Source organism: Candidatus Berkiella aquae, assembly GCF_001431295.2.
GTDB lineage: Bacteria > Pseudomonadota > Gammaproteobacteria > Berkiellales > Berkiellaceae > Berkiella > Berkiella aquae.
Genome location: NZ_LKAJ02000001.1, coordinates 500,233 through 527,223, shown reverse-complemented (window position 1 = coordinate 527,223; position 26,991 = coordinate 500,233). Strand labels below are relative to the sequence as shown.

Annotated in this window: 36 protein-coding genes; 4 read left to right on the top strand and 32 right to left on the bottom strand. The window is 43.1% G+C overall.

Annotation, left to right across the window (positions count from 1 at the left end; translation table 11 throughout):
• Positions 1-87 precede the first annotated feature (87 nt).
• The 4 genes from uvrA to HT99x_RS02535 all read left to right on the top strand — a co-directional run bounded on the left by uvrA (position 88) and on the right by HT99x_RS02535 (position 5,429).
• The gene (gene uvrA / locus HT99x_RS02550) at positions 88-2,940 is read left to right on the top strand and encodes an excinuclease ABC subunit UvrA (RefSeq protein WP_075067641.1); all 2,853 of its coding nucleotides are present in this window, start codon (positions 88-90) and stop codon (positions 2,938-2,940) included.
• A 21-nt stretch (positions 2,941-2,961) separates the two neighbouring features.
• Entirely contained in the window at positions 2,962-3,144 is a 183-nt protein-coding gene (locus tag HT99x_RS02545; protein WP_075067642.1) for a hypothetical protein, read from the top strand.
• Between the two features lie 100 nt (positions 3,145-3,244).
• On the top strand, positions 3,245-4,516 hold the full coding sequence (locus HT99x_RS02540) for a protein kinase domain-containing protein (RefSeq protein WP_075067643.1): 1,272 nt from the start codon (positions 3,245-3,247) through the stop codon (positions 4,514-4,516).
• Between the two features lie 112 nt (positions 4,517-4,628).
• Positions 4,629-5,429, top strand: coding sequence for a hypothetical protein (locus HT99x_RS02535; protein WP_075067644.1), 801 nt, complete (start codon positions 4,629-4,631; stop codon positions 5,427-5,429).
• Positions 5,430-5,503: 74 nt separating this feature from the next.
• Here the strand turns inward: HT99x_RS02535 and rplQ are convergent, their stop codons facing one another.
• The 32 genes from rplQ to rpoC all read right to left on the bottom strand — a co-directional run bounded on the left by rplQ (position 5,504) and on the right by rpoC (position 26,889).
• Positions 5,504-5,875 (bottom strand): 50S ribosomal protein L17, encoded by a 372-nt coding sequence (rplQ, locus tag HT99x_RS02530; protein WP_075067645.1) that lies wholly within the window; start codon positions 5,873-5,875, stop codon positions 5,504-5,506.
• Positions 5,876-5,916: 41 nt separating this feature from the next.
• On the bottom strand, positions 5,917-6,933 hold the full coding sequence (locus HT99x_RS02525; RefSeq protein ID WP_259565250.1) for a DNA-directed RNA polymerase subunit alpha: 1,017 nt from the start codon (positions 6,931-6,933) through the stop codon (positions 5,917-5,919).
• Positions 6,934-6,956: 23 nt separating this feature from the next.
• Positions 6,957-7,571 carry a 30S ribosomal protein S4 gene (gene rpsD, locus HT99x_RS02520; RefSeq protein WP_075067647.1) on the bottom strand — a complete coding sequence of 205 codons (615 nt, stop codon included), beginning with the start codon at positions 7,569-7,571 and terminating at the stop codon, positions 6,957-6,959.
• Positions 7,572-7,589: 18 nt separating this feature from the next.
• Positions 7,590-8,066 (bottom strand): 30S ribosomal protein S11, encoded by a 477-nt coding sequence (gene rpsK / locus HT99x_RS02515; protein WP_083483004.1) that lies wholly within the window; start codon positions 8,064-8,066, stop codon positions 7,590-7,592.
• 24 nt (positions 8,067-8,090) lie between these two features.
• On the bottom strand, positions 8,091-8,468 hold the full coding sequence (gene rpsM, locus HT99x_RS02510) for a 30S ribosomal protein S13 (RefSeq protein WP_075067686.1): 378 nt from the start codon (positions 8,466-8,468) through the stop codon (positions 8,091-8,093).
• 102 nt (positions 8,469-8,570) lie between these two features.
• Positions 8,571-8,699 carry a 50S ribosomal protein L36 gene (gene rpmJ / locus HT99x_RS02505; protein WP_075067648.1) on the bottom strand — a complete coding sequence of 43 codons (129 nt, stop codon included), beginning with the start codon at positions 8,697-8,699 and terminating at the stop codon, positions 8,571-8,573.
• A 16-nt stretch (positions 8,700-8,715) separates the two neighbouring features.
• Positions 8,716-10,056, bottom strand: a complete 1,341-nt coding sequence (gene secY, locus HT99x_RS02500) for a preprotein translocase subunit SecY (RefSeq protein ID WP_075067649.1) — start codon at positions 10,054-10,056, stop codon at positions 8,716-8,718.
• A gap of 6 nt (positions 10,057-10,062) precedes the next feature.
• Complete coding sequence (gene rplO, locus HT99x_RS02495; RefSeq protein ID WP_075067650.1) at positions 10,063-10,500, bottom strand: 50S ribosomal protein L15; 438 nt, start codon at positions 10,498-10,500, stop codon at positions 10,063-10,065.
• Complete coding sequence (gene rpmD, locus HT99x_RS02490; RefSeq protein WP_075067651.1) at positions 10,497-10,688, bottom strand: 50S ribosomal protein L30; 192 nt, start codon at positions 10,686-10,688, stop codon at positions 10,497-10,499. The genes rplO and rpmD overlap by 4 nt, the downstream gene beginning before the upstream one ends.
• The gene (rpsE, locus tag HT99x_RS02485) at positions 10,681-11,199 is read right to left on the bottom strand and encodes a 30S ribosomal protein S5 (protein WP_075067652.1); all 519 of its coding nucleotides are present in this window, start codon (positions 11,197-11,199) and stop codon (positions 10,681-10,683) included. Before rpsE ends, rpmD begins: the two co-directional genes overlap by 8 nt.
• An 11-nt stretch (positions 11,200-11,210) precedes the next feature.
• Positions 11,211-11,582 carry a 50S ribosomal protein L18 gene (gene rplR, locus HT99x_RS02480; RefSeq protein ID WP_075067653.1) on the bottom strand — a complete coding sequence of 124 codons (372 nt, stop codon included), beginning with the start codon at positions 11,580-11,582 and terminating at the stop codon, positions 11,211-11,213.
• Between the two features lie 14 nt (positions 11,583-11,596).
• Positions 11,597-12,160 carry a 50S ribosomal protein L6 gene (gene rplF, locus HT99x_RS02475; protein ID WP_075067654.1) on the bottom strand — a complete coding sequence of 188 codons (564 nt, stop codon included), beginning with the start codon at positions 12,158-12,160 and terminating at the stop codon, positions 11,597-11,599.
• A gap of 10 nt (positions 12,161-12,170) precedes the next feature.
• Positions 12,171-12,566 carry a 30S ribosomal protein S8 gene (gene rpsH / locus HT99x_RS02470; protein WP_075067655.1) on the bottom strand — a complete coding sequence of 132 codons (396 nt, stop codon included), beginning with the start codon at positions 12,564-12,566 and terminating at the stop codon, positions 12,171-12,173.
• 16 nt (positions 12,567-12,582) lie between these two features.
• A complete protein-coding gene (gene rpsN, locus HT99x_RS02465) occupies positions 12,583-12,885 on the bottom strand; it encodes a 30S ribosomal protein S14 (protein WP_075067656.1) in 303 nt (100 codons plus the stop codon).
• On the bottom strand, positions 12,878-13,498 hold the full coding sequence (gene rplE / locus HT99x_RS02460; RefSeq protein WP_075067657.1) for a 50S ribosomal protein L5: 621 nt from the start codon (positions 13,496-13,498) through the stop codon (positions 12,878-12,880). Before rplE ends, rpsN begins: the two co-directional genes overlap by 8 nt.
• On the bottom strand, positions 13,491-13,829 hold the full coding sequence (gene rplX / locus HT99x_RS02455; RefSeq protein ID WP_075067658.1) for a 50S ribosomal protein L24: 339 nt from the start codon (positions 13,827-13,829) through the stop codon (positions 13,491-13,493). Before rplX ends, rplE begins: the two co-directional genes overlap by 8 nt.
• Before the next feature lie 14 nt (positions 13,830-13,843).
• Entirely contained in the window at positions 13,844-14,209 is a 366-nt protein-coding gene (rplN, locus tag HT99x_RS02450) for a 50S ribosomal protein L14 (RefSeq protein WP_075067659.1), read from the bottom strand.
• Positions 14,210-14,301: 92 nt separating this feature from the next.
• Positions 14,302-14,571 (bottom strand): 30S ribosomal protein S17, encoded by a 270-nt coding sequence (gene rpsQ / locus HT99x_RS02445; RefSeq protein ID WP_075067660.1) that lies wholly within the window; start codon positions 14,569-14,571, stop codon positions 14,302-14,304.
• Positions 14,564-14,770, bottom strand: coding sequence for a 50S ribosomal protein L29 (gene rpmC / locus HT99x_RS02440; RefSeq protein WP_075067661.1), 207 nt, complete (start codon positions 14,768-14,770; stop codon positions 14,564-14,566). Before rpmC ends, rpsQ begins: the two co-directional genes overlap by 8 nt.
• A complete protein-coding gene (gene rplP, locus HT99x_RS02435) occupies positions 14,770-15,183 on the bottom strand; it encodes a 50S ribosomal protein L16 (protein WP_075067662.1) in 414 nt (137 codons plus the stop codon). Before rplP ends, rpmC begins: the two co-directional genes overlap by 1 nt.
• A gap of 8 nt (positions 15,184-15,191) precedes the next feature.
• Positions 15,192-15,869: a 30S ribosomal protein S3 gene (gene rpsC, locus HT99x_RS02430; RefSeq protein ID WP_075067663.1), complete on the bottom strand. Its 678-nt coding sequence runs from the start codon at positions 15,867-15,869 to the stop codon at positions 15,192-15,194.
• Entirely contained in the window at positions 15,869-16,219 is a 351-nt protein-coding gene (gene rplV, locus HT99x_RS02425) for a 50S ribosomal protein L22 (RefSeq protein WP_075067664.1), read from the bottom strand. Before rplV ends, rpsC begins: the two co-directional genes overlap by 1 nt.
• An 11-nt stretch (positions 16,220-16,230) precedes the next feature.
• The gene (gene rpsS / locus HT99x_RS02420) at positions 16,231-16,527 is read right to left on the bottom strand and encodes a 30S ribosomal protein S19 (protein WP_075067665.1); all 297 of its coding nucleotides are present in this window, start codon (positions 16,525-16,527) and stop codon (positions 16,231-16,233) included.
• Between the two features lie 3 nt (positions 16,528-16,530).
• The gene (rplB, locus tag HT99x_RS02415) at positions 16,531-17,373 is read right to left on the bottom strand and encodes a 50S ribosomal protein L2 (RefSeq protein ID WP_075067666.1); all 843 of its coding nucleotides are present in this window, start codon (positions 17,371-17,373) and stop codon (positions 16,531-16,533) included.
• A gap of 11 nt (positions 17,374-17,384) precedes the next feature.
• The gene (rplW, locus tag HT99x_RS02410) at positions 17,385-17,696 is read right to left on the bottom strand and encodes a 50S ribosomal protein L23 (protein ID WP_075067667.1); all 312 of its coding nucleotides are present in this window, start codon (positions 17,694-17,696) and stop codon (positions 17,385-17,387) included.
• Complete coding sequence (gene rplD / locus HT99x_RS02405; RefSeq protein WP_075067668.1) at positions 17,693-18,307, bottom strand: 50S ribosomal protein L4; 615 nt, start codon at positions 18,305-18,307, stop codon at positions 17,693-17,695. Before rplD ends, rplW begins: the two co-directional genes overlap by 4 nt.
• Positions 18,308-18,317: 10 nt before the next feature.
• Positions 18,318-18,980, bottom strand: a complete 663-nt coding sequence (rplC, locus tag HT99x_RS02400; RefSeq protein WP_075067669.1) for a 50S ribosomal protein L3 — start codon at positions 18,978-18,980, stop codon at positions 18,318-18,320.
• A gap of 73 nt (positions 18,981-19,053) precedes the next feature.
• Entirely contained in the window at positions 19,054-19,368 is a 315-nt protein-coding gene (gene rpsJ / locus HT99x_RS02395; RefSeq protein ID WP_445971429.1) for a 30S ribosomal protein S10, read from the bottom strand.
• Positions 19,369-19,393: 25 nt separating this feature from the next.
• The gene (fusA, locus tag HT99x_RS02390; RefSeq protein ID WP_075067671.1) at positions 19,394-21,496 is read right to left on the bottom strand and encodes an elongation factor G; all 2,103 of its coding nucleotides are present in this window, start codon (positions 21,494-21,496) and stop codon (positions 19,394-19,396) included.
• A gap of 21 nt (positions 21,497-21,517) precedes the next feature.
• On the bottom strand, positions 21,518-22,006 hold the full coding sequence (gene rpsG, locus HT99x_RS02385) for a 30S ribosomal protein S7 (protein ID WP_075067672.1): 489 nt from the start codon (positions 22,004-22,006) through the stop codon (positions 21,518-21,520).
• A gap of 30 nt (positions 22,007-22,036) precedes the next feature.
• Entirely contained in the window at positions 22,037-22,417 is a 381-nt protein-coding gene (rpsL, locus tag HT99x_RS02380) for a 30S ribosomal protein S12 (protein ID WP_075067673.1), read from the bottom strand.
• Between the two features lie 260 nt (positions 22,418-22,677).
• Entirely contained in the window at positions 22,678-26,889 is a 4,212-nt protein-coding gene (rpoC, locus tag HT99x_RS02375) for a DNA-directed RNA polymerase subunit beta' (RefSeq protein ID WP_075067674.1), read from the bottom strand.
• Positions 26,890-26,991: the final 102 nt, after the last annotated feature.

Genomic DNA, 26,991 nt, shown 5'->3' with positions numbered 1-26,991 from the left:
CCTAGATCTAAGCAAAAGTGGGCGCTAGGCTTCGCATTTTGAAGCGTAACCGGTATATTAGCAAGTTTGCCCAAAGCCTGGAATTGTATGGATAAAATCATTGTAAGAGGTGCACGCACACATAACCTCAAAGCCATCAACTTAGAACTCCCACGCGATAAACTTATTGTGATCACCGGCCTATCTGGCTCAGGGAAATCTTCATTGGCATTTGACACGTTATATGCGGAAGGACAGAGACGTTATGTCGAATCGCTCTCATCCTATGCCAGGCAGTTTCTTTCTGTCATGGAAAAACCTGATGTTGACCATATCGAGGGATTATCACCGGCTATTTCTATTGAGCAGAAAACCACCTCGCACAATCCACGCTCAACGGTTGGTACCGTAACTGAGTTGTATGACTATTTGCGACTATTATTTGCGCGCGCAGGCCAACCCAGGTGCCCTGATCACGACACGCCTTTAGAAGCACAGACAGTTAGCCAAATGGTAGATTCTGTGCTGGCAAAACCACAAGATACCAAAGCCATTTTACTTGCTCCGGTTATTCGAGATCGCAAAGGGGAACATCTACACGTTTTTGAAAACCTGCGCAGTAATGGTTTTGTGCGTGTTCGAGTAGATGGCAAATTATATGATTTACAAGAAGTACCCAAATTAGATCTGCGCAAAAAGCATACGATTGAAGTGGTTGTCGATCGAATTAAAGTTCGTGCAGACCTTCGATTACGCTTAGCCGATTCTTTTGAAACCGCACTTAAATTAAGTGATGGCTTAGCTAAAATTCTCTGGGTAGATAGCAATGAAGAAGAAATCTTCTCTGCCAAATATGCTTGCCCGATTTGTGGCTACAATTTAACCGAACTTGAACCACGGATTTTTTCTTTTAATAACCCTGCTGGCGCCTGTGAAACCTGTGACGGTCTTGGTAGTAAGCAATTTTTTGACCCCAAGCGCGTTGTGCAAATGCCTGAGGTCAGTTTAGCCAGTGGTGCGGTACGCGGCTGGGATAGGCGTAACCAATATTATTTTAGCTTGTTACGCTCTTTAGCCAAACATTATCAGTTTGATTTAGACACACCTTATAAAGATCTACCTAAAAATATTCAAAATGTCATCTTATACGGTAGCGGTGATGATGAAATTTCATTCTCCTATACCAACGAGCGAGGAGAAACGCGTCGCCGGCGTCATACCTTTGAAGGGGTGATTACCAATTTAGAACGTCGTTACCATGATACCGACTCAGAATATATTCGCGAAGAACTCGCGCGTTATATCGCAGAGCAAGCCTGCCCAGATTGCCAAGGTTCCCGTTTACGTAAAGAAGCACGTCATGTTTTTGTCGCCAATAAGTCTATTGCAACCATAACATCGATGGCCATTGGTGAATGTTTACATTTCTTTCAGAAAATCAATCTAACGGGTCGCCGTAAAGAAATTGCCGATAAAATCTTAAAAGAGATTTCTCAACGTCTGCAATTCTTAGTGGATGTCGGGCTTGATTATTTAACCTTAAATCGTACTGCAGAAACGCTCTCAGGTGGCGAAGCACAGCGCATTCGCCTGGCAAGCCAAATTGGGGCGGGACTTGTCGGCGTGATGTATATTCTCGATGAGCCGTCAATCGGATTACACCAGCGAGATAACGCGCGTTTACTTGGCACATTACAGCACCTTCGCGATATTGGTAATACCGTAATTGTTGTTGAACATGATGAAGATGCTATTTTAACAGCCGATCATGTGGTTGATATTGGCCCAGGCGCCGGGGTACATGGCGGTGAAATTGTTGCCGAAGGCACGCCCGCCCAAATTAAAAAAGCCAAACATTCCTTAACAGGCCAATATTTGTCTGGGAAAAAAGCCATTCCGGTTCCTGCGGTGCGTAAAAAAATCGATCCCGAACGTACGATTACCATTACTGGCGCAAAAGGAAATAATCTTAAGAACCTCACGGTTGAATTTCCTATTGGCTTAATGACTTGTGTCACCGGCGTTTCAGGTTCGGGCAAATCAACCTTAGTCAATGACACGCTCTATCCGGTTGCGGCTCATGTGCTAAATCATGCAGGGCTCTCCCATCATGCACCTTATGATAAAATTTCAGGGCTTGAACACTTAGATAAAGTCGTGGGCATCGATCAAAGCCCTATTGGTCGCACACCGCGTTCTAATGCAGCAACTTATACTGGTTTATTTACGCATATTCGGGATTTATTTGCCGGCACGCAAGAAGCTCGCTCTCGTGGTTATTCTGTGGGCCGTTTTAGTTTTAACGTCAAAGGCGGACGCTGCGAATCTTGCGAAGGGGATGGTTTAATTCGAGTAGAAATGCATTTTCTCGCTGATGTGTATGTGGTGTGTGATGTTTGTAAAGGCAAACGTTACAACGATGAAACATTGCAAATTTTATATAAAGGTAAAAACATTCATGAAGTGCTAGAAATGACCGTCGAAGATGGTCATGAATTTTTTAGCGCGATTCCTGCTATTAAACGAAAATTAAAAACCCTCATGGATGTTGGTTTGTCTTACTTAAAACTGGGACAAAGCGCAACCACCTTATCTGGTGGCGAAGCACAGCGTATAAAATTGTCGAAAGAGTTATCACGGCGCGATACCGGTAACACCTTATATATTCTCGATGAACCTACCACCGGATTGCATTTTCACGATGTGAAGCAACTGATGGATGTTTTGTTACACTTACAAAATAGCGGTAATACCATTGTGATCATTGAACATAATCTCGATGTCATTAAAATGGCCGATTGGCTGATTGATTTAGGTCCCGGTGGCGGCGATCGCGGTGGTAGCCTCGTTGCGGTGGGGACGCCTGAAAAAATTGCGGCAACCAAAAATTCCTTTACCGGTGAATTTTTGGCGCCCTTACTTAAAAAATCGAAAGAAAAACCAAAAACAAAAACGAAGTAATCTACATATTGGAGATCTATTATGAAAAATGGTCCTGCTACTCTTGAGAATCAAGCTAAAATCACCTATACCTATAGCCCAGGGTTTTTGCTACAATTTAAAACAGCCTGCACACAACGGCCAGACAATTTGCCCAACCTACCTTGTATTAAAACAGAAAATACACCTGCTAACTCATCAATAAAAAGAAAAAAAATAAAATAGTCACTTTGACTCTTTATTTACAAGCAAAGGATTGCTTGACACAACACCAATCTCTTCTATGCTTTTTACAAGAATTCACTTTCAGCAAGGAAAGCAGCGCATGACCACTGCTTCTACAAACACCTCTATTCAAGTTTATGATTTGAATAAGAAAAAGCGACTTACTGTCGCTATAAAAAAGCAACTCGGTGAAGGTAGCTTTGGTCAAGCTTATTTGGCAGAATCCCTTGCCTATAAAAACCCGCTGGTTTACAAATGCGTCGATCTCCAAGCCAACAATGAGTTCATTCATTATTCTGCGCACCAATTATTGCGTTTGACCTATCGTGAAGTTGACTATTTACAACAATTAGGATTATTAGTCGGCTACCAGCATGACAAAAAAAATAAAAAAATGCACATTGTCATGACTTATTTACCCGGCACGCCGGAATATTATGTTGCTCCTAAATTACGACGTTTAGCAGAATTTTCTTCGTTCTGTGCGCTTCGAGATCTACATCGCAAAGGGATTGCCCATATGGATCCTCATGAATGTAATTTCTTATTTGATGAAAAAAACGAAAAAGCAGCCGTGATTGATTTTGGATTTGCGCAAAATACACACTTGTTTCGTCAATTACGTGATTTTTACATTTTCTTAAATATGCGCAGAACAAAACCGTCTTTTTTCAATCAAGCAGGTCGCGATACGCTTTGGTATTTTGTTGATTTTTATTGTACAGAACTGAAAGATTATATATTAGCGAATCGTTTGGAAGCCGCACAAACCGTTTTTTGTTATGCCGTGGTCATTATTGCGGCAATTTGTGGTACTAGCATGCTGGGTATAGCCAGTATTTTGGCTCAAGAATTAATTAGAGCAACGTTGCTACCCTCTTTAAGTCAATTGCTGGAAGCATTACAAGATCATTATGAACTGCGCGCATTCAATCAAAAACAAAAAGTCGCCATGCGTTGTTTTTATTATGCGGTGATTGGCGTAATGATTACCTTGCAAGGCTTATTGTTGGCACTACAAGCAATCACCTTGCAAAACTGTTTCTCGTCTTTGTTCTCACAATTATCGCATTTGGGTGAAGTTTGCATGCAGAGTCAGCAATTCTTTCAAACTTGCCTTCAAGCTTTTCCTATTGAAGAGGTTGCTAAAATATTTATTCACTTACAACCTTGGATGCATATCTGTCAGTATTGGTTTAATAATGCTGAAAAATATCTCTTTAATGAAGAGATAATTGTTACTCATTATCAACACAAAATTGCCAACCCAACCAAGCCTTTTTTACCGCTTTTTAAGCAGCAGATCTTAAGCAATAAGCTTCGTGAAGCTACACCGCTTAGCCTATCACAGCACATATTACCCCGCTTGTAACGTCAAGATGAACGTTTATCGGCTTCCATTAGTTTTTTAGTTGACCAATTAACTTCTAAACCTATAATCCGACCCAAGTAACACATTTTATATCTATTTATGAGGTCGCATTATGTCACTGGATTGGTTTAGCAAAGCAAAAGAATTATGGAACAGCATCCCTATGCTCACTGGCGCCCAAGCGCGTTGTGGTGACTTTGTTTATAATCTTTCAAGTGGTCGCTATAGCATTAATGGTTTGCCTAATTTTATTGCCAGTCTTGCTTCTGCCGGTGGCCAAAATACTTCTTCTTCAATTGGTTCGGTCATTGATTCATTAAAGCCCTACTTAAGTGAAACTGCTTTGAGCGACGCAGGTTGTGCTATCGAAAGCAAAACAGGCTTACCCGCACCGATTGTCTGTGGTGGAGTTATTGCCGGAGCTTATGCTGGTACTAAATTAACCCAATACGCATATCGTCTTTTTAACGTTAAAAACCCTGTCGAACTACTTGAAAGACTGGTTACGCAAAATATTACCAAGCTGTTGAATGTTGATTATCATCAACTCGCATTGTCATTCGATCACGTACTCGATAGCAAAGCTGATGCAATGCTGAATAATCTGCAACGCAAATTTGGTTCTGCGCTTGATAAAATGTCACCGCAAGACATTAAAGAATACAAAGAAATCGTTAAGAAAGAAGCGCTCGATGCTTTACCTAAGCAACTGCAAGAAAAGCAAGAAGCAATTACCGCTGCGATTGCACAATCTCAAACACCCAGTCGTGTAACGGGTGCAAAAAATATTGCTGGTATGCAAGAGGCAAGTGGCATGAACGTTGCGTTTGACTTAGCTGCTGCATTAAGTCAAATTTTATATGGTCAAAATTTCGTTGCAACGGCTAAACCTAGCATTAAAGCAACGCTCTAAACTCACCTCATTAAAATTGTTTAGATAAAAAAAAACCAGGCTCTGCCTGGTTTTTTAATTTTAGAATAAGGGTCTTATTCTGCTGCTTGTTGACGTTCAACCAATTCAACATAAGCCATTGGTGCATTGTCACCGGCACGATAACCGCATTTGATAATACGTAAATAACCACCTGGACGTGAAGCATTGCGTGGGCCAACATCCGTAAACAATTTGGTGACCATTTCTCTATCACGCAAACGGTTAAACGCAAGGCGGCGATTTGCAAGTGTATCAGTCTTAGCGATCGTAATTAAAGGTTCAACAACTGAGCGTAAAGACTTTGCTTTAGGCAATGTTGTTTTGATCAATTCATGACGCACAATGGACGCAGCCATGTTTCTAAACATCGCATCGCGATGGCTGCTGGTTCTATTTAATTTACGACCTGATTTTCTGTGACGCATTGCTTTTACCTATTACCTTGCGTGTACCCTGTGGGTATATTTTAACTGTTTATAATGGGATCTTTCTTTTCCAAACCAGCTGGCGGCCAACCTTCTAGTTTCATTCCTAAAGATAATCCTTTTGCAGCGAGAACATCTTTGATTTCAGTCAAAGATTTCTTGCCTAAATTAGGAGTCTTCAGTAATTCCATTTCAGTGCGTTGAATTAAATCGCCGATGTAATAAATGTTTTCGGCTTTCAAGCAATTCGCTGAACGGACTGTTAACTCAAGTTCATCAACGGGACGCAATAAGATTGGATCGATTCCGACTTCTTTCTTCGTTTCCGTTGGACGTTCTTGGCCTTTTAAATCAACAAATACGGATAATTGTTCCGCCAAAATCGTTGCTGAGCGACGAATCGCTTCTTCGGGGTCAAGCGTACCATTAGTTTCGATATCAATAATAAGTTTATCGAGGTCAGTACGGTTTTCAACACGAGCACGTTCAACATTGTACGTTACACGTCGAACAGGGCTAAATGAGGAATCCACTTGTAAATGACCAATCGAAACAGACTCTTGCATTTCAGCTGTTTTACGAATGGTGACAGGTTCATAACCACGACCACGAGCAACGGTTAAAATCATTTTGATTTTACCTTCTGGCGACGTAATGTTTGCCAATACGTGCTCAGGGTTTGCAATTTCAACATTCGAATCTAATTGAATATCACCCGCTTTGACTGGACCAACGCCAACTTTATCTAAACGGAGTTCTACTTCATTTCTACTTTCACCTAACATCTTGAAAGCGATATCTTTAAGATTTAGGAGGATTTCGATGACGTCTTCTTGAACGCCTTCAATGGTGCTGTATTCGTGTAATACACCCTCAATTTTAACTTTAACAACCGCAGCGCCTGGCATGCTAGAAAGCAAAATGCGACGTAGCGCATTGCCCAATGTATGTCCAAAGCCACGCTCAAGAGGTTCTAACGTTACCCTTGCCTGATTACGACCTTTGTCTTGAACAATGATCGATCGGGGTTTTAAAAATTCTGCCACAGCACGTTGCATGCAAACCTTCCTCCGGTTAAGGATTATTTAGAGTAGAGCTCAACGACCAACTGCTCGTTAATATCTGATGGTAATTCATCACGATCAGGTACTCGCTTAAATTCCCCGGACAACTTTTTAGCGTCGACCTGAACCCAATCTACCCAACCTCTGTCTTCAGCTTGTTTCAAAGCATCCAAAATGCGCACTTGTTCGCGAGCACGCTCACGAATAGAGATAACATCTGTTGGCTGAACTTGATACGAAGGAACATTCACGCAGCTGCCGTTAACAAAGATCGCTTTATGTGAAACTAATTGGCGAGCTTCTTTTCTTGTTGCTGCAAAACCCATGCGGAACACAACGTTATCTAAACGTGATTCCAGCATTTGTAATAACAACACACCGGTTGCCGCTTTGCGTCGCGCCGCTTCTTTAAAGAGCTTTCTGAATTGTCTTTCAAGTAAGCAGTATTTGAACTTAAGCGCTTGCTTTTCGGTCAACTGTAAACCATGGGTGGTTTCTCTTTTACGTGTCGCACCATGTTGACCAGGACGCGTGTCTTTCTTGCACTTTGATTCAATAGGACGCGTTTTGAATTCTAAATCTTTCCCATATCGTCGGGATAATACGCATGTGGGGCCGATATATCTCGCCATGTTAATTCTCTCTTTAAATTATACTCGACGTTGCTTGGGCGCACGGCAACCATTAAATGGTATACCCGTGACATCGAAAATAGCCGTGATAGATACAAAATCACGCACAGCACGAACGGATGCATCTCGACCAGGTCCTGGACCATAGATTCTGACTTCAGCGGATTCAACGCCGTAAAGTTCTCTCGCTTTTTGAATCGCTTTACCAGCAGCTACCTGACCTGCAAAGGGGGTGCTTTTTCGGGAACCTCTAAAACCACAACCACCTGCTGTTGCCCAAGATAAAGTATTACCTTTAACGTCGGTAACAGTGATTAAAGTGTTATTAAAAGATGCATACACATGAACAATGACATCACTGATCGTGCGCTTTGATTTTCTCTTAAGACGAGCTTTACCTGCGCCTGCTGCGCCACCAGCCGCTCCACCTTCTGTTCCGGTGATCGCGCCTGAACCGCTTTCTTCTTCAGTGACTTGTGTGCTTTCTGTAACCATGACTATCCCAAGTAATAAATAAGATTATTTCGCTTTACCAGCGTCTTTACTAATACGATTACCACGCGGCCCCTTACAGGTTCGAGCGTTGGTACGAGTACGTTGACCTCGAACAGGGAGTCTTGAGCGATGACGTTTGCCACGGTAGCAACCTACATCTCGCAAACGCTTAATTCGCATAGAAACTTCACGACGTAAATCACCTTCAGTCGTGAAACCGCTCACAGCGTCCTGTAATTGACGAACTGTTTCTTCATCTAAATCTTTAACTTTAGTATTAGTTGCCAGACTAAGATTTTCACAAATAGATAGTGCTCGGGTTTTACCGATCCCATAGATACTTTGTAAAGCAACCCAAATGTGCTTATTTGGCTCTAGTGGCACATTTTGAATTCGGACCACAGACATGAAAGACTCCTAAATAGACCCCGGCGCTTGTAGACGCAACAGACTACTGCACCTATGTAAAAAAATCAACTAAACAGCTTGGCTTGCTGCAAAAGACTACCCTTGGCGCTGTTTGTGGCGAGGATTATCTTTGCAAATAACAAATAATGCTTTTTTATTACGCTTTGTGCGGCTAACTACTTTGCAGCCTTTGCACATTTTGCGAATCGACGCACGTACCTTCATAACGTTTTACCCCAAATTACTTAAATAACCCAAACCCACCAGGTCCACCATTGCGACCTTTCAAGTTAGCCTTCCGCATTAATGACTCATATTGCTGTGACATCAAGTGCGCCTGAATTTGGGCAATGAAATCCATGATAACAACCACAATAATCAGCAAGGAGGTACCACCAAAATAAAACGGTACTTTCCACGCTAAAACTAAAAACTCAGGCAAAATCGATATTGCAGTGATATAAAGTGCCCCAACTAAGGTCAATCTTGTCATCACCGTATCAATGTAGCTTGCTGTTTGATCACCCGGACGAATTCCTGGAACAAAAGCACCTGAACGCTTCAAATTATCTGCCGTTTCTTTAGGGTTAAATACTAACGCTGTATAAAAGAAACAGAAGAAAATAATACCGCTAGCAAACAACAGAATATAAAGTGGCTGGCCCGGTTGTAACGCCAAACCAATTTCTGCCAACCAAGAAGATGATGATTGGGTTTTACCACTAAACCATTGACTGATCGATGCAGGGAAAAGGATCAAGCTCGATGCAAAGATCGGCGGAATCACCCCTGCCATATTGATTTTCAATGGTAAATGGCTTTGTTGTGCTGCGTACATTTTGCGCCCTTGTTGACGCTTAGCATAATTAACCGTGATACGTCGCTGACCACGCTCAACAAATACAACGAAAGCGGTAATACCTAGCAATACCAACAACAAAGCTAACAATGCAAAACCGTTCATGTTGCCTTGTCTAACTTGGTCAAAAGTATTTCCTATAGCGCTTGGCAATCCTGAAGCGATACCCGCAAAAATGATAAGCGAAATACCGTTGCCAACCCCTCGCTCTGTAATCTTCTCACCTAGCCACATTAAAAACATAGTACCCGTTACTAACGTAACAACGGTGGTAAGGTGAAATAAGAAACCACTGTAAAGCGTTGCGTGTGAACTGACGAGAAATTTACTCATACCAAACGCTTGGAACGTCGCTAATAGCAATGTTCCTACGCGTGTGTATTGAGAAATTTTACGTCGCCCCATTTCCCCTTCTTTTTTAAGCTGTTCCAGGGAAGGAACAATAACCGTCATCAACTGCATGATAATGGAAGCAGAAATGTAAGGCATAATTCCGAGTGCAAATAGCGACAAACGCTGCAATGCACCACCTGAAAAAACACCGGCCATGCCAATAATGCTATTTTGGCTATTGGCAAAAATTTCTGCCAATTGAGCGGAATTGATCCCTGGCACAGGAATATGCGCCCCAATACGGAAAACAATTAACCCCCACAGCACAAACCAAAGTCGCTGTTTGAGTTCCGCAAGTCCACTCGATTGATTTTTTCCAGAACCTATCATTGGTTACTAAGCCTCTATTTTTCCACCTTTGGCTTCTACTGCTAGTTTTGCACCTGCAGTAATACCAACGCCGGAAATGGTGAGTCCATCATGGATTAATTCGCCACTCAGAATGATCTTTACACGCTTAATGTTAGCAGAGATAAGCCCCGCTTCGAGTAAAGTTTCTAAATTAACGACCTTTCCTTCCACTTTGTTCAATTCACTTAAACGAACTTCTTGGAAAGATAATGCTTTGCGGGAACGGAAACCAAATTTAGGTAAACGTCGCTGCAAAGGCATCTGACCGCCTTCAAAACCCACTTTATGGTAACCACCTGCACGGGCTTTTTGACCTTTATGGCCTTTACCGCAGGTTTTACCTTTGCCACTACCTGGGCCACGACCAAGGCGTTTTCCTACTTTTCTAGCGCCTTCGCCTGATGTAATCGTATTGAGTTTCATTTTGTTTCCTCAACTTTCACCATAAAGTAAATTTGGTTAATCATACCCCGAATTGCTGGGGTATCTTGAAGATGAACCGTTTGGTGAATACGTTTTAGGCCTAATCCATGCGCATTCGCAAGATGTTTAGGCAAGCGCTTAGCCAAACTTTTGGTTAGTGTAACTGATAACGATTTTGCTTTAGCCATTAGCTTCACCCGTAATTTCTTCTACTGATTTGCCACGCTTATCAGCAACCGTCTGCGGAGAATGGGAGCCTGCCAAACCTTTCATGGTTGCACGGACAACATTCACTGGATTCGTTGAGCCATAGCACTTCGCTAAAATATTGTGAATGCCTGCCACTTCAAATATTGCACGCATTGCACCGCCTGCGATGATACCGGTACCATCAGAAGCAGGTTTCATAAATACTTTTGAAGCACCATGAGATGAAACGATGGTATGGTGAACCGTTGTACCTTGCATGGGGATTTCCACCAAGTTGCGTCTCGCGTTTTCCATGGCTTTGCGGATAGCTTCTGGTACTTCACGCGCTTTACCACGGCCAATTCCTACTCGACCACTGCCATTACCTACAACAGTCAGTGCAGAGAAACCAAATATACGACCGCCTTTTACGACTTTCGCTGTTCTACGTACTTCAATTAATTTTTCTTCGTATTGACCTTCGGTCTTTTGGTCTTGTTTTGATGCCATGATGCCAACCTTTAAACCGTTAAACCATGTTCATTTGCTGATTGAATTAATGCTGCGACACGTCCATGGAATTTGTATCCTGAACGATCTGAAGCAGCAGCATCAATACCTGCTTCCTTAGCTCTTTCTGCTAAGAGCTTACCCACTTGCTTTGATAAATCAGTTTTTGTTTCTTCGCCTTTTGCTGCGTCTTTGATAGCTTTTTCTAAGCTAGAAGCTGAGGCTAGAATTTTGCCACCTTCTGGCGCAATCAATTGAGCATAGATATGACGAGCTGAGCGACCAATACATAAACGTACCGTGCCTTTTTCAGCTCCCAATCGCTTAACATGCTCTCTTGTGCGACGCGATCTTCTTATACGCGCGATACGCTTTTTATTCATTGTTACTCACCTAATTATTTTTTCTTGGTTTCTTTCAAAATAATCACTTCATCTGCATAGCGGATCCCCTTACCTTTGTAAGGTTCAGGGCTACGTAATCCACCACAGATGCCGCGAATGTCCGCTGCGACTTGGCCCACTAATTGACGATCTAAACCACTTACTTCAATTTCAGTGAAAGAAGCAGACGCCAAGTTAATTCCTGCAGGTGCTGTGAAAGTGACGGGATGTGAAAGACCCAGCGTCAAATTCAACATAGGACGACCATCTGGTGATTTAGCTAATTGAGCACGATAACCTACACCAACCAAGGTTAATTTCTTTACGAAACCTTCAGAAACACCTTTAACATGATTTTGTAATATGGCACGTGTTGTTCCCGCAATCGCATTAGCATTAGCGAAGGATTCATTAGCAGAAACTTTAATTTGCTGATCTTCAAATACAACAGAAACGGCTTGATTTAAAGGCTGTTTCAGCTCGCCTTTTGCCCCTTTGATCACAACAACATTGTCAGCAATTCGCACTTCAATGCCTTTGGGAACTTCAATCGGCAGTCTTCCGACTCTTGATGACATTTTCTACCCCTTACGCCACATAGCACAGAACTTCACCGCCCTGGCCTTTTGCTGCTGCTGAACGTCCTGTCATGACCCCTTGTGAGGTTGAGACAATGGTAATACCCAAATTATCCATCACAATTGGCATTTCGCGTGCTGATGTATATTGACGCAAGCCTGGACGACTAACTCGTTTTATCATTTCGATTACAGGTTTGTTATCGAAATATTTTAAAAATATTGTAAGAGACTTCTTGCCTTCGTTATCTTCAAGCGCAAAATCAGCGATGTACCCTTCGTCTTTTAATACACCAGCAATTGCAACTTTAACTTTAGAAGAAGGCATCGAGACTTCTGCTAATTGAGCAGATTGTCCGTTACGGATCCGCGTTAACATGTCCGCGATGGGATCCTGCATACTCATGATGTTCTCCTCGTTGCTACCAACTTGACTTAACTAATCCAGGAACTTCCCCTGACATTGCGCGTCGACGAAGTTCATTACGGCATAAACCGAATTTACGATAAACACCTCGACCTCTGCCAGTAACGCGGCACCGACGAGATAAACGCACGTAACTTGAATCACGAGGCATCTTTTCAATTTTCGCAATGATTTCGAATTTTTCTTCGATATCTAAAGCGGGATCGTTTAATTGCTTGCGTAATTCTGAACGCTTTTCGGAAAGTCTTTGCAAACGAACTCGTTTATTTTCACGTCGTATCATGCGCTGACTAGACATTGGTTTTCACCTCGGCAGTTTTAGTTTCGCGAAATGGGAAATTAAATGCTTTCAGCAATGCATAAGCTTCAGCATCCGTCTTCGCAGATGTTGTAATAGTGATATCAAGTCCACGAACAGCATCTACTTGGTTGTAATCGATTTCAGGGAACGTAATCTGTTCCTTGAGGCCTAAGCTATAGTTACCTCTTGAATCGAATGAACGTGGATTTAAACCACGAAAGTCACGTACACGTGGCAAAGCAACGCTTAATAAACGATCTAGGAATTCATACATACGATCGCCGCGTAAGGTAACTTTACAGCCAATTGGCCAGCCATCACGAATCTTAAAGCCTGCAACAGATTTACGGCTGAGCGTAATAACTGCTTTTTGGCCTGCGATTTGCGTTAAGTTGTCTTGTGCTGCTTTAGCAATCTTCTTATCTTCAGCTGCTTCGCCTACACCCATATTCAAGGTGATTTTTTGCAGACGTGGCACTTGCATCACATTTTCGTATTTGAATTGCTTTGACAGCGCAGCAATAACTTTGTCATTGAAGTGCTTCTTCAATCGGCTTTGGCCTTTTGCTGTACCTTCTTGTGCTTTAGCACTTTTGCGCTTATTAGACATCCACCACCTCATTCGATGACTTGAAATATCGAACTTTTTTACCATCTGATAATGTTCGAACACCAACACGACTAGGCTTATTGGTCGTTGGATCTAACAAAGCAACCTTACAAGCTGGCATCGCAACTTCCCGAGGAATAATGCCACCTGGCTGTTCACGTTGTGGGTTAGGCTTCACATGTTCTTTTTTAATGTTGATGCCTTCAACGACAACCCAAATCCCAGACTCTGGACGCTGTGGCTTGGTCAGGACTTTTAAAACTGTTCCTGTACGACCTTTATCTTTGCCCGACGTCACCCGAACTTTATCGCCTTTTCGAATTTTGCGCATAATATTCTCTCAACTCACAGCACTTCGGGTGCTAATGAAATAATTTTCATATAATTGTTACGTAGCTCACGTGTTACCGGCCCGAAAATACGGGTACCGATGGGTTGCATTTGGCTATTTAATAATACCGCTGCATTACCATCAAAACGGATGAGTGAACCATCATCGCGTCTTACACCTTTACGTGTACGCACGACGACTGCTAACAATACATCGCCTTTTTTAACTTTGCCGCGAGGAATAGCTTCTTTGACAGTAATGCGAATGACATCGCCAATACCTGCATACCGTCTTTTAGATCCCCCGAGGACCTTGATGCACATCACTCGACGGGCACCGCTATTATCTGCCACGTCAAGAACCGTTTGCATCTGAATCATGATACTCTCCGCTCACTCAAGTCTTAGCTAACAGCCACTCTCCGGCCAAAGGTCGAATATAGTACCATTGCTGCTGTCTAAGAGAAACCAGCTTACTCTGCTTTTTCTATTACTTGTACTAATTGCCAAGTTTTTGTCTTTGAAATTGGTCTAACTTGCTTTATTTCAACCAAGTCACCAACTTTACCTACACTTTCAGGATCGTGAACATGAAAGGTGGTATCTTTTTTGATTACTTTGCCGTAACGCTCATGACGACGTGACCAGCTAACTTTCACTTTAAGCGTTTGCTGGCGGTTGTCGCTAACGACTTTACCCATGAGAGTACCGGATTTGTTCTCAACGTTCTCGACGTTACTCATCCTTACTTCCTTTCATATCAATTTCTGTCATAACGGTCTTAACTCGAGCAATATCACGACGTACATGTCGTAATTGCTGATTAGTCGCTAATTGACCACTACCATGCTGCATTTTTAATTGAAATTGTCTTTTAACAAGCTCTTTCAATGTATTTTGCAACGTCGATTTATTTTGTTGTCGTAACTCGTTTGCTTTCATTACATTACCGTCCGTTCAACAAATTCTGTTCTAACGGGAAGTTTTGCCGCAGCTAATTTGAACGCTTCTTCAGCAACTTCACGTGAAACACCTTGGATTTCATAAAGCATTTTACCTGGTTGAATTAAAGCAACCCAATACTCTACGTTACCTTTACCCGACCCCATTCGAACTTCTAATGGTTTTTGTGTAATAGGTTTATCTGGGAAAATTCGGATCCAGATCTTACCACCACGTTTAACGTAACGACTCATTGCTCTTCGAGCCGCTTCAATTTGACGTGCAGTAATACGACCTCTATCCGTGGCTTGCAATCCAAAATCACCAAAGTTTACTTTATTGCCACGCAAAGCAAGACCGCGATTACGCCCTTTATGTTGTTTCCTATATTTTGTACGTTTAGGTTGTAGCATGTCGCCCTCTATTGCTGTTCCACAGTGGTGGTGGCATTACTTCCAGCAGTGATATCTTTATCAAAGATTTCGCCTTTGAAAATCCAAACTTTGACACCAATAATTCCATACGTTGTTTTAGCAATTGCAGTTGCATAATCAATATCAGCACGGAAAGTATGAAGTGGCACACGCCCTTCACGCACCCATTCCGTACGAGCAATTTCTGCACCGCCTAAACGTCCTGCAACACAAATTTTAACGCCTTTGGCACCAAAGCGTAATGCATTGCTTACCGCTCTTTTCATTGCACGGCGGAACATAACGCGACGCTCTAATTGTTGTGCAATACTTTCAGCAACCAAATAAGCATCTAATTCAGGACGGCGAATTTCTTCGATATTAATGTGTACAGGAACGCCCATCAAAGTAGATACTTTTTGACGTAATTGTTCGATGTCTTCGCCTTTTTTACCAATCACAACACCCGGACGTGCAGTATGGATGGTAATACGTGCATTCTTTGCAGGTCGTTCGATTTGAATACGGCTAACAAACGCATTTTTGAGTTTTCCACGAAGATACTCACGTGTTTGTAAATCGCTTAATAACAAACCTGGATAGTGTTTCTTATTGGCGTACCACATCGAACGATGGGTTTCAATAATGCCTAAGCGCACACCTGTCGGATGAACTTTTTGTCCCATTACGCCCTCTCTTTGCTGTGATTGTCTGATACCACAATTTTAATGTGGCATCGGCGTTTAACGATACGATTACCGCGACCTTTAGCACGTGCTTTAAAGCGCTTTAAAGAAGTTGCTTCGTCAACCGTAATAGTCGCAACTTTCAATTCATCGATGTCTGCACCTTGATTGTGCTCAGCGTTTGCAATTGCAGATTCTAATAATTTTTTAATTAACACTGCTGCTTTTTTACGAGCAAATGTTAATAGTTCAACTGCTTTTTCTACACCAAGACCACGGATTTCATTGGCAACTAAGCGGGCTTTCTGTGGCGATGAGCCAGCATTTTTTAATACTGCAGATACTTCCATTTTTTAGCCCCCTACTTTTTGTCTTTGCCTGAGGTTTTCTTATCGCCTGAATGCCCACGAAATGTTCTCGTAGCAGCGAATTCACCTAGCTTATGGCCGACCATATTTTCATTCACCAGGACAGGTACAAAAATTTTGCCATTATGTACCATCATCGTAGCCCCGACAAATTCGGGAACGATGGTGCTACGACGTGACCAAGTTTGCACAACGACTCGTCCGCGACCACCCGCATCTTGACGGGTTTTCTCAACTTTCTTTAATAATTTTGGGCTGCAATATGGCCCTTTTTTCAATGAACGTGCCATTTATTAACCCCTTTCACCCTTCTTCTGACCACGGCGGCGTACAATAAACCGACTAGAAACTTTTCTACGATTTCTGGTCTTCTTACCTTCTGGCTTACCGTTTTTATTACATGGCGGACGACCACCTGAGGTACGGCCTTCACCACCACCCAACGGATGGTCAACTGGGTTCTTCGCAACACCACGAACTGTAGGACGAATACCGCGCCAACGCTGCGCACCCGCTTTACCAATGACTCGCAGATTGTGCTCGCCATTACCTACTTCACCAATGACCGCACGGCACTCTGCTAATACTTTACGCATTTCACCACTACGCAAACGAATGGTTGCGTAAGAGCCTTCACGAGCAAGTAATTGAACATACGCACCAGCACTACGTGCCATTTGCGCCCCTTTACCTGGCTTTAATTCAACACAGTGAATGGTTGCACCCACTGGAATGTTGGTAATAGGTAAGCAGTTTGCTACCAGAATTGGCACATCTGGACCAGATTCAACTTTGGTTCCTACTTCTAAGCCTTTTGGCGCAATAATATAGCGACGCTCACCATCGGCATAAATTAATAATGCGATGTTCGCGCTACGATTAGGATCGTATTCAATACGTTCTACACGTGCTGGAATACCATCTTTATTACGTTTGAAATCGATAACCCGTAAGCGACGACGATGACCACCACCACGATGATCAACAGTGACTCGACCAATGTCATTTCGACCATTGGTACGATTCTTTTTCTTCGTTAATGCTTTGACTGGGCGCCCTTTGTGCAAGCCTTCCGTTTTAATTTTAATTTTAAAACGTTGACCTGGTGAAGTTGGCTTTAACTCAATAATGGCCATATAACACCTTATTACTCAAGCTCTGCAAAATTGATCTGTGTGCCTTGCGCTAATTTGACGTAGGCTTTCTTCATTTTTTTTGTGCGACCTTCAACTTGGCCAAAGCGAACAAATGCTCGCCCTTTCACAAGTGTTCGAACCGACTCTACTTTTACATCCGGAAAAAACTGCTCAACAGCTTGTTTGATCTCATGTTTACTTGCTTTTGGATTGACCCAAAATGAAACAGAGTTCTCACGCTCACCGGTTCGGCTCGCTTTTTCAGAAACTAACGGTGCTATTAATACCTTTGATAAGGCATCGATTGGTTGTTTTCCACTCATCCTAGCACCTCTTCTAGTTTTCTAATTGCATCGACTGTGATCAGCACATGATCGTATTTCAAGAGCTGAACTGGGTTTACGCCGCTTGCTTCTTTTACAGCAATCGTGGGGACATTACGTGATGATAAGTAAAGATTTTCATCTAATTTATCAACAACAATCAGCACACGATCTAATTTGAACTCTTTCAGCTTGTCTAATAAAACTTTTGTTTTTGGTTGATCAACGCTGAATTCGTTTACTGCATGTAATCTTTCTTGACGCACTAATTCAGAAAGAATGGAGCTCATCGCACCACGATACATTTTCTTATTTACTTTTTGGCTATGATCACGAGGAGTCGCAGCGAAAATCACGCCACCTTTGCGCCATAACGGGCTTCGAATGGTACCTGCACGAGCACGGCCGGTTCCTTTTTGACGCCATGGTTTAGCGCCACCGCCTCTCACTTCTGCACGGGTTTTTTGCTTTTTGGTACCAGCGCGAGCGCCAGCCATTAAAGCAACTACCACTTGGTGCACAAGAGGTTCATTAAACTCGCGTCCAAAGGTTACTTCAGAAACGTCGATACTATTTGTGCCGCCTGCGGCTTTAGCTAAAGCAAGTTTCATCGCACCCTCCTTACGCTGTTTCTGCATTATTGATTTGGACTTTTGCCGTTGGTTTGATGATGAGATCACCACCTGTGCTACCTGGCACGGCACCACGAATCAATAGCAAATTACGTTCAGCGTCTACTCGTACAACTTCTAAATATTGTGCAGTACGACGAACATCACCCATATGGCCACACATCTTTTTACCCTTGAATACACGACCTGGCGTTTGGTTTTGACCAATAGAGCCTGGTACACGATGCGAACGGGAGTTACCATGTGTTGCATCTTGAGTACGGAAATGATGGCGCTTAACGGTACCAGCAAAACCTTTACCTTTGGTTGTACCAACCACATCAACGCGTTGCCCCGTTTGGAACATATCAACCGTTAACGCTTGGCCAACTTTAAATTCAACACCTTCATTCGCGTTTAAAGGAAATTCCCATAAACCTCTACCTGCTTCCACGCCTGCTTTTGCAAAGTGGCCTGCTTCAGGCTTATTGACGCGTTGTGCTTTACGTGAACCGGTTGTTACCTGAACTGCACGAAAGCCTTCGTTATCTTGCGATTTTAACTGCGTAATGAGATTGGGTAACACTTCAACTACCGTTACAGGGATTGAACTCCCTGTCTCGGTAAATACCCGAGTCATCCCTACTTTTCTACCAACCAAACCTATTGCCATTTTTCCCTCCGCCGTACAAGCAATGTTGTACCGGATTTAATTTTGTAAAAACTGCTCTTTAATTCAATAAAACTTAACTAACAGCGATCTGTACATCAACGCCTGCTGCTAAGTCGAGTTTCATCAATGCATCAACTGTTTTATCAGTTGGTTCAGCAATGATAACAAGGCGATTATGTGTACGGATCTCATATTGATCGCGCGCATTACTATCAATGTGTGGCGAGATCAAAATGGTGTATTTTTCAATGTGGGTTGGCATTGGAACTGGACCTCTTACTTGCGCACCAGTACGTTTTGCGGTTTCCACAATTTCTTTAGCCGATTTATCGATCAATTTATGATCGAAGGCTTTTAAACGAATTCTTATGATTTGGCCTTTCATCATCTCTCTCCTGGGCAACTGCGATTTATTAACCGCGTTGCTTACTAATTACTTGTTCTGTAACGTTTGCTGGTGCTTCCATGTATTTTTCAAATTCCATGGAGTAAGTAGCACGACCTTGCGACATTGAGCGCAAAGCAGTTGCATAGCCAAACATTTCAGACAAAGGAACCATTGCAGAAACTGTTTTACCTGATGGCGTATCATCCATCCCTTGTAGTACACCACGACGACGGTTAAGGTCACCCATCACATCGCCCATATACTCTTCAGGAGTTACCACTTCTACTTTCATGATAGGTTCAAGCAATTTAGGCTTAGCTTTTAATGCACCTTCTTTGAAGGCCATAGAACCTGCAATCTTGAACGCCATTTCACTGGAGTCGACGTCATGGTAAGAACCATCAAATAATGTCGCCTTTACGTCAACGACAGGATACCCAGCCAACACACCATTCTGCATTTGTTCAGCAATACCTTTGCTAACTGCAGGGATGTATTCTTTAGGAATCGCACCACCTTTGATTTCATCAACAAACTCAAAACCTTTACCAGGTTCGTTAGGTGCCAAACGGATCCAAACATGACCGTATTGACCACGACCACCTGACTGACGAATGAATTTACCTTCTTGTTCCACACTAGCGGTGATGCTTTCACGGTAAGCTACTTGTGGGTTACCCACGTTGGCTTCTACTGAAAATTCCCGCTTTAGACGATCAACCAAAATTTCTAAATGCAATTCACCTTGACCTGCCAAGATGGTTTGACCGGACTCTTCATCCGTAAATACACGCATTGAAGGATCTTCTTTTGCCAAGCGACCCAATGCGATACCCATTTTTTCTTGATCGGCTTTGGTTTTAGGTTCAATCGCAACGTTAATAACGGGTTCTGGGAATATCATTTTTTCTAAAACAATCACATTCTCAGGATCGGTGAGAGTATCACCTGTGGTGGTATGTTTTAGACCCACAACGGCAGCAATATCACCTGCGCGAACCTCTTTAATTTCTTCGCGTGAGTTAGCATGCATTTGCAGAATTCGACCAAATCGTTCTTTTTTGTCTTTCAACGAATTTAAAATGGTCGTACCTGCTTCTAACGTTCCGGAATAAACACGGAAGAAGGTTAAAGTACCAACAAATGGATCGTTGATAATTTTAAATGCATAAGCAGAGAATGGGGCATCATCAGAAGCAGCACGCGTAATGTGCTTTTCAGATGATTCATCTTCTGTACCAACAACATCAGGAATGTCTGCTGGTGAAGGCAAAAATTGAACAACCGCATCAAGCATCGCTTGCACGCCTTTGTTCTTAAACGCTGAACCACAAAGAACGGGCACGATTTCATTTGCAATCGTACGTGTACGCAAGCCGAAATAGATATCTTCGCTGGATAAATCACCTTCGCTTAGGTATTTTTCCATCAATTCTTCACTGGCTTCTGCAGCAGCTTCAACCATGTTTTCGCGCATTTCTTGGCATTTATCTTTGATATTCTCAGGAATATCATGCTCTTCAAAGCGTGTACCTTCAGTTTTGTCATCCCAAATGATTGCTTTCATTTTGACAAGATCGACAACGCCTTCGAAATTTTCTTCTGCGCCAATGTTTAACTGGATAGGAACTGCGTTGGCACCTAAACGTTCACGCATCTGTTTCACGACACGTAAGAAATCTGCACCAGCACGATCCATTTTATTAACAAACGCAATGCGAGGTACTTTGTATTTATTTGCTTGACGCCATACGGTTTCAGATTGGGGTTCTACACCACCAACTGCACAAAATACACCACAAGCACCATCAAGTACGCGCAATGAACGCTCTACTTCGATAGTAAAATCAACGTGTCCTGGGGTATCAATAATGTTGATACGATGTTCAGGGAAGTTCTGTGCCATCCCTCTCCAGAAGCAGGTTGTTGCTGCTGATGTGATGGTAATACCACGTTCTTGTTCTTGTTCCATGTAATCCATAACAGCTGCGCCATCATGAACTTCACCAATCTTATGTGAAACGCCCGTATAGAACAGGACTCGTTCAGTTGTCGTGGTTTTACCGGCATCAATATGTGCCATAATCCCGATATTTCGAACGTGTTGTAAAGGTGTCTTACGCGCCACGTTTTTGCTCCTAGGGCTTTTTTACCAACGGAAATGTGAAAATGCTTTGTTCGCTTCAGCCATACGGTGAGTATCTTCTCGCTTCTTCACCGCGCCGCCTTTACCTCGACTACCGCCTTCTTCATCAGCAGCATCCAAAATTTCAGCTGCTAAACGTGCTGTCATTCCTTTTTCACCGCGTTTACGGGAATAATCAACAATCCAACGCATTGCTAATGCCGTACTACGGGATGGTCTGACTTCAACAGGAATCTGGTAAGTCGCACCACCAACACGGCGAGATTTAACTTCAACCGTTGGGCGTACGTTCTCAACAGCGCGTTTGAATAGCTCGATAGGATCTTTATTACCGCGGTCACGGATAATTTCTAAAGCACCATATAAGCTTTTTTCTGCGATTGATTTTTTACCATCTTGCATAAGATGGTTAATAAATTTAGCAGCTAACTCGCTTCCATAAACTGGATCCGGTAGCGTTTTACGTTTGGTAACGACTCTTCTTCTTGGCATGATCTAATTTTCCTACAACCAAGTTATGAACTATGCAGCTTGTTTAGGACGCTTTGTACCGTACTTCGAGCGACCTTGCTTACGATTATTCACACCTGCAGTATCCAAACTACCGCGCACGACGTGATATCTCACACCTGGTAAGTCTTTTACACGACCACCGCGGATTAATACGACTGAGTGCTCTTGTAAGTTATGTCCTTCACCACCGATATAGACAGTAACTTCGTAGCCGTTTGTTAACTTAACACGACATACTTTACGTAATGCCGAGTTAGGCTTTTTAGGGGTTACAGTGTAAACCCTTGTGCATACGCCACGACGAAGTGGGCATGACATTAACGCCGGGCTTTTTGATTTTCTTTTGACTGAGCGACGTCCTTTACGGACCAGCTGATTCACGGTTGCCATAACGCGCGTGACACTCCTCAATAAAAATTGCAATTTTTACTCAAACAAAAAGGGCAAAAAGCATCCCGCTTGCCCATTTGAGAAGCGTGATGCTAAATGCATTAAGACATTCTGTCAACCCGTCTTCGCTTACTTTGTAAGCTATGCCGGGCAAGCCCCTTGTAGAGCGATGTCCTTTATCCTTTAGGGCCACCCCTTAAATTGTATGGGGCCCATTTTTTTATGAGGGCTGATACTTAATCAGCCCTTTAGTCATTCGACTAAGATGTAGATGAATTTAGCATCTCACTTAGTGCGTGTTCTACATCACTTGCTGTCACTGTGCTCTTTTGCCCCAGTGCACCACGAGCAAGTGCTTGTTGCTCTTTACGACGCTGCAGGTGGCTAGCTAACCCAGTACCTGCGGGAATTAGTCGGCCAACAATAACGTTTTCTTTCAGTCCGCGCAACTCATCTTTTTTACCACTGACCGCAGCCTCTGTTAAAACGCGGGTCGTTTCTTGGAAAGATGCCGCAGAAATGAACGATTCTGTTGCTAACGACGCTTTGGTGATACCTAACAACATGGGCTCTATACGAGCAACCATCTTGCCCTTGGCAATCATCTCTTTGTTTACATCGTTAACACGGTAAACCTCAGCTTGCTCACCTTTTAAGAAGCGTGTATCGCCTGGATCGCTAATCACCACTTTGCGCAGCATTTGACGAACAATCGTTTCGATGTGCTTATCGTTAATATTTACACCTTGTAAGCGATAAACATCTTGCACTTCATTAACGATGTAGTTCGCAAGCGCCCCCACGCCTAATAAGCGCAGGATATCATGCGGGTTATTAGGGCCATCTGCGATGACTTCCCCACGCTCAACGTATTCCCCTTCAAACACGCCAACATGACGCCATTTAGGAATAAGTTCTTCGTGTGATTCACCACCTTCTTGTGAGGTAATGACCAGTCTTCGTTTACCTTTTGTTTCTTTACCAAAGCTCACAATACCTGAGATCTCTGCCAAGATAGCAGGCTCTTTAGGTTTACGTGCTTCAAAGAGGTCGGCCACTCGGGGCAAACCACCGGTAATGTCGCGGGTTTTAGAGGTTTCTTGTGGAATTCTCGCTAAAACGTCACCCACTTTAATTTGTTGTCCGTCTTCAACATTGGCAATTGCGTTAGCAGACAAGAAGTAATGTGCTGGCAAACTGGTTCCTGCCAAGCAAAGATCTTCTCCATTTTCATCCACTAATTTCAACATCGGACGCAATTCTTTACCCGAGCTCGAACGGTATTGTTTTGCGTCAGAAATCACAATGCTAGATAGACCAGTCAATTCATCGGTTTGACGATGCATTGTTACGCCATCAACCATGTCGACAAAGTTAATGAAACCGGCAACTTCAGTAATGATCGGATGGGTATGCGGGTCCCAGTTAGCAACGGTTTGACCACTTTGTACTTTATCACCATCGGCAATGGTTAATACCGCACCATAAGGCAATTTATAACGTTCACGATCACGACCGTGTTCGTCCATGACAGACAGTTCACCAGAACGAGAAACCGTCACATAGTTACCACTATCATTTTTAATAATCTTCAAGTTATGTAACTTGACTGTACCATTCGATTTCACTAACACGCTATTTTCAGCGGTGGCTCTGGACGCTGCACCCCCGATGTGGAAGGTACGCATGGTTAACTGTGTACCCGGCTCACCAATTGACTGCGCTGCGATAACCCCAACAGCTTCACCGCTATTGACTAAATGGCCTCGAGCTAAGTCACGGCCATAGCACATTGCGCAAACACCATGACGAGATTCACAGGTAATAGGCGAACGAACGAGTACCTTATCAACGGTATTTTGCTCAAGTGTTTCAACCCATTTTTCATCTAATACCGTGCCTGATGGAACCAGAATGTCATTGGTACCTGGCTTGAGTACAGGAGAGATAACGGTACGACCCAATACACGTTCGCGTAATGGCTCAACCACGTCACCACCCTCAATGTGTGGCATCATCACCAGACCATCAGTAGCACCACAATCATGCTCGGTGATCACCACATCTTGTGCGACGTCAACTAAACGTCGGGTTAAGTAACCAGAGTTAGCGGTTTTAAGCGCCGTATCGGCCAAACCTTTACGAGCACCGTGGGTCGAAATAAAGTACTGCAATACGTTCAACCCTTCACGGAAATTCGCCGTAATTGGGGTCTCAATGATCGAGCCGTCTGGTTTTGCCATCAAACCACGCATACCAGCCAACTGACGGATCTGAGCAGGGCTACCACGAGCGCCTGAATCAGCCATCATGTAGACAGAGTTGAATGATTCTTGCGCAACTTCAACACCTTTTGCGTCTTCAACGTTCTCAGTAGAGATTTCGTCCATCATCGCTTTCGCAACTTGATCGTTAGCGCGTGACCAAATATCGATAACTTTATTGTAACGCTCACCATGGGTCACTAAGCCGGAGCTATATTGTGACTCAATTTCTTTTACTTCTTCTTCAGCGCGATCAACGATGCCGCTTTTCGCTTTTGGAATCACTAAATCGTTAATACCGATAGAACAGCCTGAAATCGTGGCATAACGGAAACCAAAATACATAAGCTGATCGGCAAAAATAACCGTGTCTTTTAAGCCAACTTGACGGTAGCACTGGTTAACTAAACGAGAAATGGCTTTCTTCGTTAGGGTTTGATTCACTAATGCAAATGGCATTCCAATAGGTAATAGTTCCGATAGCAATGCACGCCCGACGGTGGATTCAACAAGCTTCTTATTGTTTGCACTTTCGCCAGTGTTCTCAACATCCACACGAACACGAATTTTTGCATGCAAATCAACGGCTTTAGCAGAATAAGCGCGATGAACTTCAGCAACGTCACTAAAGACCATTCCTTCGCCTTTGGCATTCACTTTTTCGCGGGTCACATAGTAAAGCCCTAATACCACGTCCTGAGAAGGAACAATGATAGGCTCACCATTCGCAGGTGACAGTACGTTATTCGTCGACATCATTAAAGCACGTGCTTCTAATTGTGCTTCAATGGTTAATGGCACGTGCACGGCCATTTGGTCACCGTCAAAGTCCGCGTTATATGCAGCACACACTAACGGGTGTAATTGAATTGCTTTACCTTCAATTAACACGGGTTCAAATGCTTGAATACCCAAACGGTGCAAGGTAGGTGCGCGGTTTAACAGAACAGGATGCTCTCGAATCACTTCTTCTAAGATATCCCAAACTTCTGGACCTTCTCGTTCTACCATTTTCTTGGCAGCTTTAATGGTTGTTGCCAAGCCTCTTAATTCAAGTTTGCTAAAAATAAATGGTTTAAATAATTCTAAAGCCATTTTTTTCGGCAAGCCGCATTGATGTAATCGTAAGGTAGGACCCACAACGATTACCGAACGGCCTGAGTAGTCAACACGTTTACCTAAAAGGTTTTGACGGAATCGACCTTGTTTACCTTTAATCATATCCGCTAAGGATTTTAAAGGACGTTTATTAGAACCAGTAATGGCTCGACCACGACGACCGTTATCCAATAACGCATCAACCGCTTCTTGGAGCATACGCTTCTCGTTGCGCACAATAATATCGGGAGCATTGAGATCTAACAGACGTTTCAAGCGATTATTACGGTTAATGACTCGACGATAGAGATCGTTCAAATCAGATGTTGCAAAACGTCCACCATCTAACGGTACTAAAGGCCGCAAATCGGGTGGCAAGACGGGTAATACCGTCATAATCATCCATTCAGGCTTATTGCCGGAATCCAAGAACGCTTCAACCAATTTAAGACGTTTAGCCAATTTCTTGGATTTCGTTTCGGAATTGGTGGTTGGAATTTCTTCACGAATGGTTTCAGCTTCGGTTTTCAAATCAATGCGCTTTAGCAGTTCTTTTACTGCTTCTGCACCCATGCGCGCATCAAACTCATCACCATATTGTTCAATAGAATCCAGATAGGCTTCTTCAGAGAGCAATTGACCTTTTTCTAGAGGGGTCATGCCTGGATCAATGACGACATACGCTTCAAAATAGAGAATGCGTTCAATATCACGCAGTGTCATATCCAGCAGCAAGCCAATACGAGATGGCAAAGATTTTAAAAACCAGATATGCGCGACAGGGCTTGCAAGTTCAACGTGGCCCATACGTTCACGACGTACTTTTGCCAAGGTGACTTCCACACCGCATTTTTCACAAATAACACCACGATGCTTGAGGCGCTTATATTTGCCACATAAGCATTCATAGTCTTTAACGGGACCAAATATTTTGGCACAAAACAAACCATCTCTTTCTGGTTTGAAGGTACGGTAGTTAATGGTTTCAGGCTTTTTCACCTCACCATAAGACCAAGAGAGGATCAATTCCGGTGGAGCAAGGCCAACCGCGACCCTATCAAAATCGTGACCTTTCGTTTGTTGGCGTATGATAGAAAGTAAATCTCTCAAGGTTCTCTCTCCATATCAATGGATGCAAATTCTTTAACGCTATTCGTTTTCTCGAACCCGCATAGAGCGGATTCGAGAAAGCTTAGGTATTACGGATACAGA